This window comes from Bradyrhizobium sp. IC3123 (genome assembly GCF_020193625.1).
GTDB lineage: Bacteria > Pseudomonadota > Alphaproteobacteria > Rhizobiales > Xanthobacteraceae > Bradyrhizobium > Bradyrhizobium yuanmingense.
Genome location: NZ_JADYVF010000002.1, coordinates 662,476 through 679,033, shown reverse-complemented (window position 1 = coordinate 679,033; position 16,558 = coordinate 662,476). Strand labels below are relative to the sequence as shown.

The window sequence follows — 16,558 nt, the reverse complement described above, 5'->3', positions numbered from 1 at the left end:
ATATCGGGCATGGCTGATGTCGCAATTCCCCGGGCCAAGCCTCAGATGACCGAGGCTGGCGCCTGGGCCCAGCTTAAACACAATCGCAATTGGCTCGGCTTCTGGTTCATGGTGCCGGCCATGGTGTTCCTGATCTTCTTCCTGGCCTATCCGCTGGGGCTGGGCATCTGGCTGTCCTTCACGGACACGCGCATCGGCAGGGTCGGACAGTTCATCGCCTTCGAGAACTACGAATGGCTGTGGGACGATTCCATCTTCTGGCTGTCGGTGTTCAACACGCTGCTCTACACCTTCGTCGCCAGCGCCTTCAAATTCGGCATCGGCCTTTACCTCGCGCTGCTGCTCAACGAGCACATGCCGTTCAAGGCGATGCTGCGCGCGATGGTGCTCATCCCCTTCATCGTTCCGACGGTGCTCTCCGCGCTCGCCTTCTGGTGGATCTTCGACTCGCAATTCTCGATCATCTCCTGGTCGCTGAAGCAGCTCGGCCTGATCAACCAGAACATCAACTTCCTCGGCGACACGACCTGGGCACGCATTTGCGTGATCTTCGCCAATATCTGGCGCGGCGTGCCGTTCGTCGCGATCACGCTGCTCGCAGGCCTCCAGACCGTCTCGCCGTCGCTCTATGAAGCCGCGACGCTCGACGGCGCCACGCGCTGGCAGAATTTCCGCTACATCACCTATCCGCTCTTGACGCCGATCATCGCCGTCGTGATGACCTTCTCGGTGCTGTTCACCTTCACCGACTTCCAGCTGATCTGGGCGATGACGCGTGGCGGCCCGGTCAACGCCACTCATCTGATGGCGACCCTGTCCTATCAGCGTGCGATCATCGCCGGGCAGCTCGGCGAGGGCGCCGCGATCTCCAGTGCGATGATCCCGTTCCTGCTCGCCGCCATCATGGTGTCCTGGTTCGGCCTGCAGCGTCGCAAGTGGCAGCAGGGAGAAAACAATGACTGATCTCCCCACCTCGCGGATCGATCTCAAGGCCGTCCTGCATAGCTCGGCTCCGACAGTCGCGAAGGATGATCACAGCGAGGGCATGAGCTATCTGCAGTCGGTGCCGCGCAGGCTGGTGACGCTGTATCTGCCGCTCGCGATCATCGTCGTCGTCCTGCTGTTCCCATTCTACTGGATGGCGCTGACCTCGGTGAAACCCGACGAGCAGCTGCTCGACCTCGACAAGTACAATCCGTTCTGGACCTGGAATCCGACCTTCAAGCACTTCCACAAGCTGCTGTTCGAGAGCTACTATCCGTACTGGCTCTGGAACACGATGTATGTGGCGATCTGCGCCACGGTGCTCTCGATCATCGCCTCGGTGTTCGCCGCCTACGCCATCGTGCGCTTGCGTTACAAGGGCGCCAATCTCGTCGGCGGGCTGATCTTCCTCGCCTATCTGGTGCCGCCGTCGATCCTGTTCATTCCGCTCGCCACGGTCGTGTATCAGTACGGCCTGTTCGATTCGCCGCTGGCGCTGATCCTGACCTATCCGACCATCCTGATCCCGTTCTCGACCTGGCTGTTGATGGGCTATTTCAAGACCATCCCCTTCGAGCTCGAGGAATGCGCGCTGATCGACGGGGCGAGCCGCTGGCAGATCCTGATCAAGATCGTCGTGCCGCTGGCCATTCCCGGCCTGATCTCGGCCTTCATCTTCTGCTTCACGCTGTGCTGGAACGAGTTCATCTACGCCCTGACCTTCCTGCAATCGACCAGCAACAAGACGGTGCCGGTCGCGATCGTGAACGAGTTTGTGGACGGTGACATCTACCGCTGGGGCTCGCTGATGGCGGGCGCGCTGGCCGGCTCGCTGCCGCTCGTGATCCTTTACGCCTTCTTCGTGGAGCATTATGTGTCGGCGATGACCGGCGCCGTGAAGGAATGATCGCGGGGCTTGCCGAGGGCGCGCCAATGGTTTCAAGAGCGGCGCGCTCCGGCCAATAAGTCCGGCCAATAAGAAGGAGTTGAGCTCTTGCACATTCTGGTTCTCGGCGCCGCCGGCATGGTCGGCCGCAAGCTCTGTGAACGGCTGCTGCGCGACGGCCGGCTCGGCAAGAGCGATATCACCAAGCTGACCATGCATGACGTGGTCGAGCCGAAGAAGCCGGAGCAGGCCGGTTTTGCCGTCGAGACCGTCTCGGGCGATTTCGCCGTCCCGGGCGCGGCTGAGAAACTGATCGCAGGTCGCCCCGACGTGATCTTCCATCTCGCCGCGATCGTCTCCGGCGAGGCCGAGCTCGACTTCGACAAGGGCTATCGCATCAATCTCGACGGCACGCGGATGCTGCTCGATGCGATACGCCTTGCGGGCGGCGGCTACAAGCCGCGCGTGGTGTTCACGTCCTCGATCGCAGTGTTCGGCGCGCCGTTTCCCGATGCGATCAGCGACGAGTTCTTCCATACCCCGCTGCTCAGCTACGGCACGCAGAAGGCGATCGGCGAACTTCTGCTCGCCGATTATTCCCGCCGCGGCTTCCTCGACGGCATCGGCATCCGCCTGCCGACCATCTGCATCCGGCCGGGCCTGCCCAACAAGGCGGCATCGGGCTTCTTCTCCAACATTCTGCGCGAACCGCTCGCCGGCAAGGAAGCGATCCTCCCGGTCTCCGAGGACGTCCGCCACTGGCACGCGACGCCTCGCTCGGCCGTCGGCTTCCTGCTTCACGCCGGCACCATGGATCTCGCCACTGTCGGCCCGCGCCGCAACCTGACCATGCCGGGCCTGTCGGCCACGGTCGGCGAGCAGATCGCCGCCTTGAAGCGGGTTGCGGGCGAGAAGGTCGCCGCGCGCATCAAGCGCGAGCCCGATCCCTTCATCGTCGGCATCGTCGGCGGCTGGCCGCGCAATTTCGATGCCAGGCGGTCGCGCGAACTCGGCTTCACCACCGCCGAGAAGACGTTCGACGATATCATCCGCATTCACATCGAAGACGAGCTCGGCGGCAATTTCGTCGCCTGAGCTCGGACTGAGCGGGCCCTGATGATGGCGAGCGTTGCTTGCATCGGCGAATGCATGGTCGAGCTGCGGCAGGCCCAGGGCGGCGCGTCCGCCGGGCAGGGGCAGGGCGGTGGCCTGTACTCACGCGGCTTCGGCGGCGACACCCTCAACACGGCGGTGTATCTGGCGCGGCTGGACGTCAAGGTCGATTATCTCACCGCGCTCGGCGATGACGCCCTGAGCGACGAGATGGTCGCTGCCTGGAATGCGGAAGGCGTCGGCACGCGGCGTGTCGTGCGGCTCGCGGGCAAGCTGCCCGGCCTCTACATGATCCAGACGGATGCGGAGGGCGAGCGCCAGTTCTTCCATTGGCGCGACAGTGCGGCCGCGCGCCAGCTGATGAGTCTGCCGGAGACGGACGAGCTGCTCAACTCGCTGATGAGCTACGACGTCGTCTATCTCTCTGCGATCACGCTCTCGATCTACGACGCGGCCGGGCGCGAGCGCCTGTTCGGCGCCATCAAGCGCGCGCGCCTGCTCGGCACTCGCTTCGTGTTCGACACCAATTTCCGCGCGCGCGGCTGGCCGGACCGCGATATCGCGCGGGAGGTGTTTGCGACCGCCTTCGCGGCCGCCGACATCGTGCTGACCTCGACCGAGGATCTGCTCGCGCTCCATCCCGGCGAAAGTCACGACCAGCTGATGGCGCGCATCCCAACCCCGGAACTGGTGTTCCGTCTGCCCGAGCCGGTGAGCCTGTTGCGCTACCCCGGCGGCGCCAGCGAGGTCCGCGCCGAGCCCATGACCAAGCCCGTCATCGATACCACCGCCGCCGGCGACAGCTTCGCCGCGGCCTATATCGCGGCCCGGCTCGCCGGCGCCGAGCCGGTGGAGGCGGCCCTATTAGGACATCGGCTCGCCAGCCTCGTGATCTGCTATCCCGGCGCCATTATTCCGGGCTATGCCATGCCGCCGAAGAAGCGGCACCGGCCGGCGGCGTCCCGCCAGGCCAACAATTAGACAGCGACCAAATGAATCGAGACCCATGACCACGGCTGCCCAACAGAACCACCTCGTCGCGCTGTTCAAGGCTGCGACCGTCATTCCCGTCCTCACCATCGAGCGCATCCAGGATGCGGTGCCGCTGGCGCGCGCGCTGGTTACCGGCGGGGTCCGCACGCTGGAGGTGACCTTGCGCACCCCCGTTGCGATCGAGGCGGCGCGCGCGGTGATGACCGAGGTCCCCGAGGCGGTCGTCGGCATCGGCACCATTCTCAATCCGGCCGACTTCAGCCGGGTCGAGAAGCTCGGCGTCGCGTTCGGCATCAGCCCGGGCCTGACCCCCGATCTGCTCAAGGCCGCGACCGACAGCTCCTTGCCGTTCGCGCCGGGGATTGCCACGGCCTCGGAACTGATGATGGCGCTGTCCTACGGTTTCGACGTCGCAAAGTTCTTCCCGGCGGAGCAGGCCGGCGGCATCAAGGGCCTGCGCGCCCTCGGCGGGCCGTTCCCGAACGTGCGGTTCTGCCCGACCGGCGGGGTGGGCGAGGCCAATGCCGCGACCTGGCTGGCCGAACCCAATGTCGTTGCGGTCGGCGGGTCCTGGCTGTGCCCGACGGCGGAAATCCGGGCCGGGAACTGGGCCGGCATAACTGCCATCTGCGAGCGGACCCTCAAGGCGCTGAAAGCCGCGTGAAGTCTTGCCATCCCTGGGCTAAGACTTAGCTCAGGAAGAGGCCTCCAGGGAGAAATGACCATGACCGCCAGCATCGTCGGATGGGCGCATACGCCGTTCGGCAAGTTCGACACCGAAACCGTCGAAAGCCTCGTCACCCGCGTCGCCAATGAGGCGCTGGCGGATGCCGGCATCTCGGCCGGTGATGTCGACGAGATCGTGCTCGGCCATTTCAACGCCGGCTTCTCGCCGCAGGATTTCACGGCGTCGCTGGTACTGCAGGCCGATCCCAAGCTGCGCTTCAAGCCGGCGACCCGTGTCGAGAACGCCTGCGCCACGGGATCTGCCGCCGTGCATCAGGGCCTGCGCGCGATTGCCGCAGGGGCGGCCAAGATTGTGCTGGTCGTCGGCGTCGAGCAGATGACGCGCACGCCGAGCGCCGAGATCGGCAAGAACCTGCTCAAGGCTTCCTACCTCCCTGAGGACGGCGACACGGTCGGCGGTTTCGCCGGCGTGTTCGGCAAGATCGCCAGCTCCTACTTCCAGAAATACGGCGACCAGTCCGATGCGCTGGCGCTGATCGCGGCCAAGAACCACAAGAACGGCGTCGCCAATCCCTTCGCCCAGATGCGCAAGGACTTCGGCTTCGACTTCTGCCGCGCCGAGAGCGAGAAGAACCCCTATGTCGCCGGCCCGCTGAAGCGGACGGACTGCTCGCTGGTCTCCGACGGCGCCGCTGCGCTGGTGCTGGCCGATGCCGAGACGGCCAAGGGCATGACCAAGTCGATCGGCTTCCGCGCCACTGCGCACGCCCAGGACTTCCTGCCGATGAGTAAGCGCGACATCCTGCAGTTCGAGGGCTGCACGGTCGCCTGGCAGCGGGCGCTGGAGAAGGCCGGTGTCACGCTGTCCGATCTCTCCTTCGTCGAGACCCATGACTGCTTCACCGTCGCCGAGCTGATCGAGTACGAAGCGATGGGTCTGACGCCGAAGGGGCAGGGCGCCCGCGCCATCAAAGAAGGCTGGACGCTCAAGGACGGCAAGCTGCCGGTCAATCCGTCCGGCGGCCTCAAGGCCAAGGGCCATCCGATCGGCGCCACCGGCGTCTCCATGCATGTGATGACCGCGATGCAGCTCGCGGGCCAGGCGCCCGAGGGCATGCAGCTCAAGAACGCCAAGCTCGGCGGCATCTTCAACATGGGTGGCGCGGCCGTCGCCAACTACGTCTCCGTCCTGGAGCCGCTGAAGTAGTTTGATCCTGTAGGGTGGGCAAAGGCGCCATACGCCATGCCCGCCTTATTTCTTTGCGTTAGATCATGGTGGGCTCGCGCGGCCCCCTTAATGCTCTGATTGATTTTGCGGGAAATGCATCATGAGCACTAACTACGAAGATTCACTGTCGATGGACGCACTCAACGATCGTATCGCGATCCTCGAAGACAATATCCGCCAGCTCATCGAGCAGGCCGCTGCCGCCTCCGGCGAGCAGAACGAGTCGCGCATCGCCGACCGGATCAATCAGCAGAATGACGAACTCGACCGGCTCCTGAAGATCCGGGAATCCCGTCAGAAGAAATAGCGGCCGACGTCGCCCCGCGGCGCATGCCGCCATACGCCGCCCGCCCTTGCGCGAGCGGCGGCACTGCCGTTAGCTGGACCGAAATCGCGTGGGCAGTTGGGCTCGGCGCAATCGGGAGCGAACGATGGGGCCGCTGAAAGGCATCAAGGTCGTCGACATGACCACCGTGCTGATGGGCCCTTATGCGACCCAAATGCTCGGCGATTACGGTGCCGACGTCGTCAAGGTGGAATCGCTGGACGGCGACGTCACCCGCCTGATCGGCCCGATGCGTCACGCCGGCATGGGGCCGGTGTTTCTCAACACCAACCGCAGCAAGCGCTCGATCTGTCTCGATCTGAAGAAGGCTGCGGGGCGCGAAGCCGTGCTGCGGCTTTTGAAGGACGCCGACGTCCTGGTCTACAACGTCCGCCCGCAGGCGATGGCGCGGCTTCAGCTCGGCTACGACGTCGTCTCCGCCATCAACCCGCGCCTGGTCTATGCCGGCGTGTTCGGCTTCGGCCAGGACGGGCCCTATGCCGCAAAACCCGCTTACGACGACCTGATCCAGGGCGCCACGGCGCTGCCGGCACTGATGGCGCAGACCGGCGACGGCGTGCCGCGCTACGTGCCGAATGCGCTCGTCGACCGTATCGTCGGCCTCACCGCGGTCGGCGCGATCTGCGCCAGCCTCGTGCACCGCGACCGCACCGGCCGCGGCCAGCGTCTGGACATTCCGATGTTCGAGACCATGGCCGGCTTCGTCATGGGCGACCACATGGGCGGGCTCACGTTCGAGCCGCCGCTCGACAAGGGCGGCTATGCCCGCCATCTCTCGCGCGACCGCAGGCCCTACAAGACCTCGGACGGCTATCTCAGCGTCATCGTCTACAACGACAAGCAGTGGGAGAACTTCTTCAAGGCCACGGGGCGCGACGACCTGCGCGCCGATCCCAAATTTGCAACCTTCGCCGGCCGGGCCGCCAATATCAATGTGGTGTATGCCGAGCTCGCCCGCATCTTCGAGACGCGGACCACGGCGGAATGGATCGACCTGCTGACGAAAGCCGACGTGCCTGTCATGCCGATGCACGATCTCGCCTCGATCCTGCACGATGAGCATCTGGAGGCGACCGGCTTTTTCCCGGTGGTGACCCATCCGACCGAAGGTCCGATCCGCAGCATGAAAGTGACGGCGACCTGGTCCGAGACCGAAGCCGAGCCGGTACGCCTGGCGCCGCGGCTCAACGAGCACGGCGCCGAGATCTTGCGCGAGATCGGCTATTCCGCTGACGAGATCGCAGCCATGGTGCGCGACGGCGTCACGCGTGACGCACCGGAGTAGGGGGAGTGCAGATGACCACGCTTCTCTCATCCGTCATTCCGGGGCGCGCCTCTTGGCGCGAGCCCGGAATCCATTCATCCTCCGCACATGCCGTTCGATGGATTCCGGGCTCGCGACTTCGTCGCGCCCCGGAATGACGGTGGAGAAATGGCACCATGAGCTTCATCACCGGCGTCGGCCTCACGTCGTTCGGCAAGCACGAGGGCTCCTCCTCGCTCGACCTGATGAGCGAGGCCGCGCAAGCCGCGCTCGACGATGCCGGCCTCAAGCGCACCGACATCGACGGCATCCTCTGCGGCTATTCCACGGTCTCCCCGCACATCATGCTCGCCACCGTCTTCGCCGAGCATTTTGGTATCCGCCCGTCTTACGCCCATGCCGTCCAGGTCGGCGGCGCCACGGGTCTTGCGATGACGATGCTTGCACATCATCTCGTCGCGTCAGGTGTCTGCCGGAACGTTCTGGTGGTCGCTGGCGAGAACCGGCTCACCGGGCAGAGCCGCGATGCCTCGATCCAGGCGCTGGCGCAGGTCGGCCATCCCGACTACGAGGTGCCGTTAGGACCGACCATTCCCGCTTATTACGGCCTCGTTGCCAACCGATACATGCACGAATACGGCGTGACCGAAGAGGATCTCGCCGAATTCGCGGTGCTGATGCGTGCCCACGCCTGCACCCATCCCGGCGCGCAATTCCACGATCCCATCAATGTCGCCGACGTCATGGCCTCCAAGCCAGTGGCGCTGCCGCTCAAGCTGCTCGATTGCTGCCCGGTCTCCGACGGCGGCGCGGCGTTCGTTGTCAGCCGCGAGCGAACCGGGGAAGCGGGCGTGCGTATCCGCGGCTGCGCCCAGGCCCACACGCATCAGCATGTCACGGCAGCGCCCGCCCTCAGCGAGCTTGGCGCCGAGATCTCCATCGCGCGTGCAAAGGCGGCCACGGGTCTCGCGATCTCCGACGTGCGCTACGCCGCGATCTATGACAGCTTTACGATCACGCTCGCGATGCTGCTGGAAGACCTCGGTCTCGCCGGCCGCGGCGAGGCGGCCGCGCGCGTGCGCGCCGGCCATTTCAGCCGTGATGGCGCGATGCCGCTGAATACCCATGGCGGTCTGCTCAGTTACGGCCATTGCGGCGTCGGCGGCGCCATGGCGCATCTCGTCGAGGCGCATTTGCAGATGACGGGGCGGGCGGCTAGCCGCCAGGTCCGCGACGCCTCGATTGTACTGCTGCACGGCGATGGCGGCGTGCTGTCGTCTCACGTCAGCATGTTCCTGGAGCGGGTGCGATGAGTGAGCGTCTGGCGGACTGGACCAAGGGTGAAGAGGCCATCACCTACCAGGCCTGCACCGCATGCGGGCATGTACAGTATTTTCATCGGGCCTTCTGCGCAGCTTGTGGCGAATCGGACCCGCGCGAGCAGCGCGCCAGCGGCAAGGGCAGGGTGTATGCGACCTCGTTGGTCTGCCGCGCGGCAACGCCCGAGACGCGCGCGCACGTGCCCTACAACATCCTGCTGGTCGATTGCGCCGAGGGATTTCGCATGATGGCCCACGGCGAGAATGACCTCGCCATCGGCGATTCGGTTATTGCGAGCTTCAAGCCCTTTGCCGGCAAGCTGGTGCCGTTCTTTGCCAAAACCAAATAGGGAAACGCGAATGTAGCCCGGATGGAGCGCAGCGAAATCCGGGATTCGCACCTCGCGGACAGACTTCCCGGATTGCGCTGCGCTTCATCCGGGCTACACGCCAACGAGGGATCCGTCATTCGGGGGCGGTCATGTGACCGAGCCTGGAACGGGAATTCTGGGCTTGGCTTGTGCGAGAGCCACCCCGGAATGACGAAAACGCTGAGCGCCTGATCCGGAAAAGTGTGAAGCGGTTTTCCGAAAAGATCATGCGCAATCGAAATACTCTAACGCCCGTAGAACAAGATGCTGGCGATGACGAGCATCGCCGTCACCGCCAGCATATGCGCGAGCGCTCCCGAGGCTGCCCCCTTGGTGGCTTCCTTCATGCCGTTTCTCCCTAGACTTGGGCGTGACTCATCGTTGCGCGGTGAGCGCATACGACGGCCAATTGTTTTTACTCGGAACACCCCTTGCGAGTATCCGCCGCGATTTGTCCCCCCGCGGCGAATATCGACTGTGTCAGGGTCGATCAGCAATGCGGCGGCAATTTGACTCGATGATGTTGCTCGTGCGCCCCCACGCGAATAGAGTCTTCGGGAACCTTCGCCAATGGCGACAAAAAGCATCAAAAGATCAGGGAAAACTTCAGGAAAATCATGGCCCGCATTCAGTACAGCGACCCGTCCAAGGCATCCGACCGCACCCGCGAAATCCTCGACAAGAACCGCCATGCCAACATCTTCCGGATGATGGCGCATTCGCCGAGTTACTTTGAGCAATATTGCCGCCTCGGGGGCGCAATCAGGCACAAGGGCGAGCTCGACCCCATCGTGCGCGAGCTTGCGATCACCCGTACCGGCATCCTGTGCGAGGCACCCTATGAGATCGTCGCGCACAAGCGCATCGGCAAGAATGTCGGCGTCACCGACGAGCAGAACGAGGCGCTCGAGAACTGGCAGGCCGCATCCTGCTTCAACGAGGTGCAGCGCGCCGCGCTCGCCTTCACCGACGAGATCGTGAAGCTGACGAAGCCGACGGATGCGACCTTCAAGGCGATCGCATCGAAGCTGACGCCAGCGGCGCTGGTCGAGCTCCAGCTCTCGGTCGGCTTCTACATCATGACGTCAAAATTCCTGGAGACGTTCGAGATCGACCTCCAGCCCGTCACCGAAGTGGTGGGCTGATCCAAAGCTCGGCTTGCGAGGGATGCTCATGACAATCGATGAATATGCGGCCTGGGCCGCAACCATTGCCAAAGTCGACGAGCATCCGTCGAACGAGCGGTTGTCTTATCTCGGGCTGGGCCTTGCCGCTGAGGCGGGCGAGGTCGCCGAGCACATCAAGAAGCTCCTGCGCGACGACTGGCTCGACAAGGCCGGTCTAGTCGAAGAGCTTGGCGATGTCGTCTACTACTGGGCCTGCCTGTGCGCCGCCACCGGCCAGCAGCCGTCCGCGCTGCTCAACGCCAGTGCCGCCAAGATCAGGCGACGCATCAGCGAAGCGGCGAGCCGGTAGAGCAAGTGAAAGCTGGGAGCTCCGGCGTCATGGCCGGGCTTGTCCCGGCCATCCACGACTTGCCGCGCAGCACGAAGAACGTGGATGCCCGGGACAAGCCCGGGCACGACGATCTGTTGCGCATGAACCGCTCACGTCGAGGTCAGAATATCCACCTTGGCGTTGGCGACGATCAGGCGGTCGGCCAGAAGCTGGGCCAGGTTACGCATGATGCATTCGCTGGCGCGGGGGTGCTGCTTGCGGAAGCGCTCGAAATCCTTCAGCGGCACCTCGCATGCCGTCGCTGCCATGTCGGCGAACACGTCGGCGGAGCGGGTTTGTTCCAGCAGCGCCATCTCGCCGAACGCCATGCCGGCGGTGAGCGTAGCCAGCCTGACGCCATCGGGCAAGGTGACGTGCACAGCGCCGCTGCGCAGGAAGTACAGGGCATCGGCGGGGTCGCCGGCCGTGAGGATTTTGGCGCCGGATTGATAGGTCCTGATGGTGCAGAGCGAGGCGAGATCCGTCAGCTCTTCCTCGCTCAGCCCGGTCAGCAGCGGCTGTTCGGCTAGCTCGGTGGTCTCGTGAAAATCGATCGAGCCGCCGTAGCGATAGACGATCTGGTCTTCGGCCCATTCGATCGCAGTGTCGAGCAGATAGAAATCGCGCACGTTCTTCAGCTCAGCGGTCCATTCGCGTAACGTATTCCATTCCTTGGAGGCGCGCCGGACGCCCGACAAGACCACCGTGACATTCAGCGCGGCCAATTCCTCGAACGCTTCGGCCACAAGTCGTGCGCCGGCCCGCGTAGTCGAGGTCACGCGGTGGAGATCGAAGATCACGAATTGCGGCCGCGGTCGTCCCGCGAGCCGGCGCGAGACGTAATCCACCGCCGACAGCGACAGCGTGCCGACCAGTTCGATGATGCGCACCTCCTGCTCGTGGGCCGCCAGGATCTCGCGCTCCTGCGGGCGGCGCACGCGGCGCGACGGGCTCTTGCCGATGTCGTAGTCGGCGATGACGGCGTTGCGTGCGTCGTCGCTGCGGTTGAGCATGTGCAGGTCGTAATGCGAGGACAGCGCCTCGCAGACCTTGATGCCGCGCACGCTGTTGCCGTGCTTGTCGAGCTTTGGCGAATAGCTGCCGAGGCCGAGGCGGGCAGGGAGCGCGGCCAGGATGCCGCCGCCGACGCCGCTCTTGGCGGGGATGCCGATGCGGTAGATCCACTCGCCGGCATAGTCGTACATGCCCGACGACGTCATCACCGAAAGTGTGCGCGAGATCGCGTAATCGCTCAGCACCTGCTCGCCGGTGACCGGATTGATGCCGCGATTGGCGAGCGTTGCCGCCATCACCGCGATATCGCGCGCGGTCACCAGCACGGCGCATTGCCGGAAATAGACGTCGAGCACGCCGGCTACGTTGTCCGAGATCACCGCGTTGGTCTTGAGCAGATAGCCGATGGCGCGGTTGCGGTCGCCGGTCTGGCTCTCGGAAGAATAGACGGCGTCGTCGACGGAAAGGTCGCGGCCTGCAAAACGGCTGAGCGCAAGGCGGATCTGCTCGAAAGCCTCCGCGCCCTTGCTGTCGTAGATCAACCCGGTGCAGGCGATCGCGCCGGCATTGACCATCGGGTTGAACGGATGGTTCTCGGAATTGAGCCGGATCGAGTTGAAGGGATCGCCGGAGGGCTCGACGCCGATCGCACCTTCGACCTTGCCGGCGCCGAGCAGGTCCAGCGCCAGCGCGAACACGAAGGGTTTCGACATCGACTGGATGGTGAAGGGCACCCTGGAGTCGCCGACTTCATAGACATGGCCGTCCAGCGTCGCCAGGCTGATGCCGAAATAGGCAGGGTCGGCCTTGCCGAGCTCGGGAATGTAATCGGCGACATGGCCTGACGTTTCGGCGGAGAACTCGCTGAGGCAATTTTCCAGGAACCGCAGCAAGGGCGGCTTCGAGCGGGTCCAGGCGGTGGCGAGAGGCGAGAGCGGTTTCATCGCCTCCCTTGTGCAACGCAATCAGGGTACGCGCAACCCGTCGGGCAGCACAGGCTGGCGCCGGACCAGGAGAAGCGCGATCAGGATCGTCGGCAGCAGGATGCCAAGGCCGAGCAACGTCACCTGCATCTGCGACAACGGCATGATGCCGCCGCCGGGGGTCGCCACCACGAAGCCGCCGATCACGAGCAGCACGCGAATGGGCCATTCCAGGCTGCCTGTGCCGCGCAAGTCCCCGACGAAAGGCTGGTAGCCCTGGATGCCGCCGCAGATGAACAGCGTACCGAAGGCGGCGAGGCCCATCAGGCCGAGCCCGGCGAGGTATGGGCTCGAACCCTGCAGCACCAGCGCCGGATTGAGCACGAAGAAGAACGGCAGGAAATAGATGATGCTGCCGACCCACATCGATTCCCAGCCGGTCTTCATGGCCGGCGATCCGGCGATGCCGGCAGCTGCGAAGGAAGCGATCGCGACCGGCGGGGTGATCGACGACAGCATGCCCCAATAGAAGATGAACATGTGCACCGCCATGCGGTTGAGCCCGAGCTTCTCCAGCGCAGGCGCGACCAGGATGGCGAGGAAGATGTAGCAGGCCGTCGTCGTCAGCCCAAGGCCGAGAATGAGGCTGGTGAGGGCGCACATGCCGAGCAGCAGGAAGGCATTGTCGCCGGCGATGTGCAGGAGGTCGTTGGCAAGGCTCGACACCACGCCCGTCATCGAGAACGCGCCGATCAGCAGGCCGCAGCCGGCGAGGATGCCGACCAGCTCGACGAAGGTGCGGCCGTTGACCTCCAGGAACTTGCCGATCGTCGCAAATGTCCAGCGCGTGTCCTTCGAGAAGAACTGGTTGAGCACGAGAAGCAGCGCGGTGGCGTAGAACGGCGCGTGGCTCTCGCGCTTGAAGTAGAGCAGCATCACGATCAGAAGCGCGATGACCAAGACGTAGTACCAGCCGTCCTTGATCGTATCCATGATCCGCGGCAGCTCGGCGCGGGGAATACCTTTCAGCTTGTGGCGCGCCGCGTAAGCGTCGACCTGCATGAAGAGGCCGACGTAGTAGAGCACGGCCGGAATGATTGCGGCGAGGGCGACATCGGCGTAGCTGACGTTGAGGAACTGGGCGATCACGAAGGCGGTCGCACCCATCACTGGCGGCGCCAGCACGGCGCCGGTCGAGGCGCAGGCCTCGATCGCGGCGGCATAGGAGGCGCGAAAGCCGCTCTTCTTCATCACCGGGATGGTCATGGTGCCGGCGGTGAGCACGTTGGAGATGATCGAACCCGACATCATGCCGAGCAGGCCGCTGGCAAAGATACAGACTTTTGCCGCGCCGCCGCGAAAGGTGCCACACAGCGCAAAGGCCAGGTTGATGAAGAACTTTCCGGCGCCCGTCATCATCAGCGCGGTGCCGAACACCAAAAAGCCGATCACGGTGTCGGCGAAGGCCTGGATGGGGATGCCGAGCAGGCTCTCGCCCGAGAGCACGTGATAGGCGGTCGCCTGTTCGAGCGTCGATTGCGTGCCACGAAACGGCCCGAGCCAGCGGGCTTCGGCGAACAGGGGATAGACAGTGAAGGGCAGAACGCTGAGGAGCAGGCTCCAGCCGCCGGTGCGGCGCAACGCTTCCATCAGCATCACCCACATCACGAGGCCTGCGGCGATCACCGTGTTGGGCGCGCCGCCGAATTCCCAGCCGGCCTCCGCCGCTTTGCGCACGTTAACCATCAGCATGAGCGCCGCCGCGAAGGTCACGACGAACAGGACGAGGTCATACCAGGGAACGCGGTCGAGCGGCGCGCGTCCGGTGCCCGGAAAGATCAGGAACGTGAACGGCAGCATCAACGCGATCAGGAGATAGAAATATTCCGTGTTGAGCTGGGTGTATCCGACGAAGAAGCGCAGCGAGAATTGCTGGTTGATGCAGAGCAGGATCGTCGCGGCGGTCGCAACGATCAGCGTCCAGCGCCACGCGCCGCGCAACGTGCGGACGCGCGTGACTTCCGCTTCCTGCATGTTGCCGGCGGCGCCATGGGGATCATCGAACACGACGCGCTTGGGCTCGTCTTGCGGGACGGTGGAAGTGGAAGAGGACATCATCGATCCCGCGCGTGGGCTGGTGAACGCAATCAGGCAAACGGCAGTTGTTTGAACCGCTCTGGCCGCGCGCTCAACCTCTCCCGCGTGCGGGAGAGGTTGGCGCGAAGCGCCGGGTGAGGGCTTTCTCCTCTGGGGGAATCCCACCGCGGAGGCACCCTCTCCCCAACCCTCTCCCGCAAGCGGGAGAGGGGGCGCACTTCTCGCGAGGCAACGATCACGCCTAACAACACCTCGCTCTATTCCTCGAACCCGTTCGGCATGCCCGCTTTCGCTAGCGCCGCGGCACGCGCCTTCGTCCAGCCTTCGAGGAACGCCTTGTCGTCCGACGGCGGATTGGACTTGCCGTAATCGGCCCAGGCGGCCGCCAGCACCTCCTGCCGCTTGATCAGCTGGTTGTTGTGTGCCTCCTGAGCGTCGCTCCATTGGCCGGCCTCTTTCAACGCCTTCACCGCGCCGGGATGCACCGGCACCACCCAGTTCTTGGTCTGGCGGTTGGCCGCGAGTCCGCCGGCGCCGGGCGCGGAGTCCTTATAAGCGTCGTAGTTGACGATCATCGCCTTGGTGATCGCATAGACCTGGTCGGCCGGTTGCGAGGCGTAGGCGACGAAGATCGGGTAGGGATAATTGCCGAGCTCGATCGGCTTCTCCGGCGAGATGCCGGCACCGCAAGTCGCAAGCTGCGGGAAGAAGAACGAGCCGACCTTCTGCATCCGCGCCCAACCTTCCTTGTCCTTGGCGGGCAGCGGCGGCCAGATCAACCCGCGCGGCGAAGCCTCGGCCTCCTTGGCGGGACCGGTGATGGTGGTGCCGAAGGCGGCATCGACGTCGTTGTTGATCAGCCCTTTCCACATCGCGCCGTAGCTGGCGAATTCGACAGCCTTGACGTCCTTCTGCGTCAGCCCGGCGAAGGCGAGCACCGCGAGCGAGTTCTGGTTCAGCGCGGGTGAGCCGACCACGAAGCCGACGCGCTTGCCCTTGAGGTCCTTCAGCTCCTTCACGCCGGTGTCGGCGGCCACCGCAAGCGAGGCGCAATTGCAGTCGACGGTCGAGAGCAGGGTCTGCAGCGGCTGCGGACCCCATTCCTTCGAGCCGAACTCGAACACGCCTTCCTGCGCGAAGTAGGTGCCCGACCCCATCGCCGCGGAAACCGCGCGCTTGGCGCGCAGCGGCGCGAGGCGCGCGACGTCGTTGCCTGCGGGGAGCACGCGCACGTCGGTGCCGTACTTGTCCTTCATCATCTTGCCGACGCCGACCGCGATGTTGAATCCGGCGGTGCCGGTGTCATAGGCGGTGAAGGTCAATGTCGCCGGCAGCTTGATGTCTTCGGCGAACGAATAGCGTGTAGACGCAAAAGAAATGCCCGCCACCAGAGCAGGCGCGAGCACGAGCAGCCCACGAAGCATGTTTCCCTCCAATGATCTTCGCTTTGCCGCGAAGATTTTCATTCTTTGTTTGAAACAACGTTTTGTTTGAAACCGATCATGTCACCGCGATCAAGCGATGGCAACGCCATACAGCGCGCGTGGGAATGCGACTGACACATTGTCGCGGAAAAGACCGGATAAGACGCTCAGTTCGCGACGATCGCTATCGCCTGTCCCTCCGCAACGACGTCATCGACCTTTACCAGAAGCGATGTGATGGTGCCGTTTGCGGGCGAGGGCACTGGGATCTCCATCTTCATCGCTTCGACCACCACAACGTCATCGCCATCCGCGACGGTTCCTCCAACTTGCACGGGAGTTGCGCAGATGCGTCCCGCGACCTCCGTGACGATCTTAATTTCTGGCATGCCATCGCCTTTTTGTTGTCGTC

At 64.4% G+C, this 16,558-nt stretch carries 16 protein-coding genes; 12 read left to right on the top strand and 4 right to left on the bottom strand.

All coding sequences use genetic code 11. The annotated features are described in order from the left end of the window. Positions 1-45 precede the first annotated feature (45 nt). The 12 genes from I6F20_RS08760 to I6F20_RS08705 all read left to right on the top strand — a co-directional run bounded on the left by I6F20_RS08760 (position 46) and on the right by I6F20_RS08705 (position 10,667). Positions 46-963 carry a carbohydrate ABC transporter permease gene (locus I6F20_RS08760; protein ID WP_193375039.1) on the top strand — a complete coding sequence of 306 codons (918 nt, stop codon included), beginning with the start codon at positions 46-48 and terminating at the stop codon, positions 961-963. Further along, a complete protein-coding gene (locus I6F20_RS08755) occupies positions 956-1,891 on the top strand; it encodes a carbohydrate ABC transporter permease (RefSeq protein WP_036022472.1) in 936 nt (311 codons plus the stop codon). Before I6F20_RS08760 ends, I6F20_RS08755 begins: the two co-directional genes overlap by 8 nt. Positions 1,892-1,978: 87 nt before the next feature. Then, positions 1,979-2,965, top strand: coding sequence for a D-erythronate dehydrogenase (gene denD / locus I6F20_RS08750; protein ID WP_225125793.1), 987 nt, complete (start codon positions 1,979-1,981; stop codon positions 2,963-2,965). 24 nt (positions 2,966-2,989) lie between these two features. Beyond that, the gene (locus I6F20_RS08745; RefSeq protein WP_225126016.1) at positions 2,990-3,964 is read left to right on the top strand and encodes a sugar kinase; all 975 of its coding nucleotides are present in this window, start codon (positions 2,990-2,992) and stop codon (positions 3,962-3,964) included. Between the two features lie 25 nt (positions 3,965-3,989). After that, positions 3,990-4,640: a bifunctional 4-hydroxy-2-oxoglutarate aldolase/2-dehydro-3-deoxy-phosphogluconate aldolase gene (gene eda, locus I6F20_RS08740; RefSeq protein WP_225125791.1), complete on the top strand. Its 651-nt coding sequence runs from the start codon at positions 3,990-3,992 to the stop codon at positions 4,638-4,640. A gap of 60 nt (positions 4,641-4,700) precedes the next feature. Continuing rightward, the gene (locus I6F20_RS08735) at positions 4,701-5,870 is read left to right on the top strand and encodes an acetyl-CoA acetyltransferase (protein ID WP_027571779.1); all 1,170 of its coding nucleotides are present in this window, start codon (positions 4,701-4,703) and stop codon (positions 5,868-5,870) included. A gap of 121 nt (positions 5,871-5,991) precedes the next feature. Then, a complete protein-coding gene (locus I6F20_RS08730; RefSeq protein WP_036001140.1) occupies positions 5,992-6,198 on the top strand; it encodes a hypothetical protein in 207 nt (68 codons plus the stop codon). 124 nt (positions 6,199-6,322) lie between these two features. Beyond that, a complete protein-coding gene (locus tag I6F20_RS08725) occupies positions 6,323-7,522 on the top strand; it encodes a CaiB/BaiF CoA transferase family protein (protein ID WP_225125788.1) in 1,200 nt (399 codons plus the stop codon). A gap of 155 nt (positions 7,523-7,677) precedes the next feature. Further along, complete coding sequence (locus tag I6F20_RS08720; protein WP_225125787.1) at positions 7,678-8,814, top strand: thiolase family protein; 1,137 nt, start codon at positions 7,678-7,680, stop codon at positions 8,812-8,814. Beyond that, a complete protein-coding gene (locus tag I6F20_RS08715; protein ID WP_225125785.1) occupies positions 8,811-9,170 on the top strand; it encodes a Zn-ribbon domain-containing OB-fold protein in 360 nt (119 codons plus the stop codon). The genes I6F20_RS08720 and I6F20_RS08715 overlap by 4 nt, the downstream gene beginning before the upstream one ends. 638 nt (positions 9,171-9,808) lie before the next feature. Further along, positions 9,809-10,336 (top strand): carboxymuconolactone decarboxylase family protein, encoded by a 528-nt coding sequence (locus tag I6F20_RS08710; protein WP_036001128.1) that lies wholly within the window; start codon positions 9,809-9,811, stop codon positions 10,334-10,336. A gap of 28 nt (positions 10,337-10,364) precedes the next feature. After that, positions 10,365-10,667, top strand: coding sequence for a nucleoside triphosphate pyrophosphohydrolase family protein (locus I6F20_RS08705; RefSeq protein ID WP_036022497.1), 303 nt, complete (start codon positions 10,365-10,367; stop codon positions 10,665-10,667). Positions 10,668-10,798: 131 nt separating this feature from the next. Here the strand turns inward: I6F20_RS08705 and glsA are convergent, their stop codons facing one another. The 4 genes from glsA to I6F20_RS08685 form a co-directional block, all read right to left on the bottom strand. Beyond that, complete coding sequence (gene glsA / locus I6F20_RS08700; protein WP_225125783.1) at positions 10,799-12,646, bottom strand: glutaminase A; 1,848 nt, start codon at positions 12,644-12,646, stop codon at positions 10,799-10,801. Between the two features lie 21 nt (positions 12,647-12,667). Further along, positions 12,668-14,743, bottom strand: coding sequence for a TRAP transporter permease (locus I6F20_RS08695; protein ID WP_225125781.1), 2,076 nt, complete (start codon positions 14,741-14,743; stop codon positions 12,668-12,670). Between the two features lie 236 nt (positions 14,744-14,979). Continuing rightward, complete coding sequence (locus tag I6F20_RS08690; RefSeq protein ID WP_036001123.1) at positions 14,980-16,146, bottom strand: TAXI family TRAP transporter solute-binding subunit; 1,167 nt, start codon at positions 16,144-16,146, stop codon at positions 14,980-14,982. A gap of 167 nt (positions 16,147-16,313) precedes the next feature. Continuing rightward, positions 16,314-16,535, bottom strand: coding sequence for a biotin/lipoyl-containing protein (locus I6F20_RS08685; RefSeq protein ID WP_197947040.1), 222 nt, complete (start codon positions 16,533-16,535; stop codon positions 16,314-16,316). Positions 16,536-16,558: the final 23 nt, after the last annotated feature.

What these genes read in the sequence shown, in the direction of transcription:
- glsA (WP_225125783.1), bottom strand. Translation starts at nt 12,646, where the DNA reads ATGAAACCGCTCTCGCCTCTCGCCACCGCCTGGACCCGCTCGAAGCCG.
- I6F20_RS08735 (WP_027571779.1), top strand. Translation starts at nt 4,701, where the DNA reads ATGACCGCCAGCATCGTCGGATGGGCGCATACGCCGTTCGGCAAGTTC.
- I6F20_RS08760 (WP_193375039.1), top strand. Translation starts at nt 46, where the DNA reads ATGACCGAGGCTGGCGCCTGGGCCCAGCTTAAACACAATCGCAATTGG.
- I6F20_RS08705 (WP_036022497.1), top strand. Translation starts at nt 10,365, where the DNA reads ATGACAATCGATGAATATGCGGCCTGGGCCGCAACCATTGCCAAAGTC.
- I6F20_RS08720 (WP_225125787.1), top strand. Translation starts at nt 7,678, where the DNA reads ATGAGCTTCATCACCGGCGTCGGCCTCACGTCGTTCGGCAAGCACGAG.
- I6F20_RS08710 (WP_036001128.1), top strand. Translation starts at nt 9,809, where the DNA reads ATGGCCCGCATTCAGTACAGCGACCCGTCCAAGGCATCCGACCGCACC.
- eda (WP_225125791.1), top strand. Translation starts at nt 3,990, where the DNA reads ATGACCACGGCTGCCCAACAGAACCACCTCGTCGCGCTGTTCAAGGCT.
- I6F20_RS08730 (WP_036001140.1), top strand. Translation starts at nt 5,992, where the DNA reads ATGAGCACTAACTACGAAGATTCACTGTCGATGGACGCACTCAACGAT.
- I6F20_RS08690 (WP_036001123.1), bottom strand. Translation starts at nt 16,146, where the DNA reads ATGCTTCGTGGGCTGCTCGTGCTCGCGCCTGCTCTGGTGGCGGGCATT.
- I6F20_RS08685 (WP_197947040.1), bottom strand. Translation starts at nt 16,535, where the DNA reads ATGCCAGAAATTAAGATCGTCACGGAGGTCGCGGGACGCATCTGCGCA.
- I6F20_RS08725 (WP_225125788.1), top strand. Translation starts at nt 6,323, where the DNA reads ATGGGGCCGCTGAAAGGCATCAAGGTCGTCGACATGACCACCGTGCTG.
- I6F20_RS08715 (WP_225125785.1), top strand. Translation starts at nt 8,811, where the DNA reads ATGAGTGAGCGTCTGGCGGACTGGACCAAGGGTGAAGAGGCCATCACC.
- I6F20_RS08745 (WP_225126016.1), top strand. Translation starts at nt 2,990, where the DNA reads ATGGCGAGCGTTGCTTGCATCGGCGAATGCATGGTCGAGCTGCGGCAG.
- I6F20_RS08695 (WP_225125781.1), bottom strand. Translation starts at nt 14,743, where the DNA reads ATGATGTCCTCTTCCACTTCCACCGTCCCGCAAGACGAGCCCAAGCGC.
- I6F20_RS08755 (WP_036022472.1), top strand. Translation starts at nt 956, where the DNA reads ATGACTGATCTCCCCACCTCGCGGATCGATCTCAAGGCCGTCCTGCAT.